The organism is Vibrio sp. OPT18 (assembly GCF_015163615.1).
In the GTDB taxonomy this organism is placed as follows: Bacteria; Pseudomonadota; Gammaproteobacteria; order Enterobacterales; family Vibrionaceae; genus Vibrio; species Vibrio coralliirubri.
Window position 1 is genome coordinate 1 of sequence record NZ_JADDYK010000097.1, and the last position, 237, is coordinate 237.

Genomic DNA, 237 nt, shown 5'->3' on the forward strand with positions numbered 1-237 from the left:
ACTCGAACCCGCGACCCCCGGCGTGACAGGCCGGTATTCTAACCAACTGAACTACCACTCCGCAGTGGAATACTTGTCGTCGCTGACAAGTGTTCAAACTTTTTGTCTTCACTTTTCAAAAAAGTGAAAATAAATTTGGAGCCTGGCGATGTCCTACTCTCACATGGGGAAGCCCCACACTACCATCGGCGCTATTGTGTTTCACTTCTGAGTTCGGCATGGAATCAGGTGGGTCCA

General features: G+C 49.8%; 1 rRNA gene. It reads right to left on the bottom strand.

The features are described from left to right. Positions 1–140: 140 nt before the first annotated feature. A 5S ribosomal RNA gene (gene rrf, locus IQQ51_RS24100) occupies positions 141–237 on the bottom strand; the annotation flags it as partial.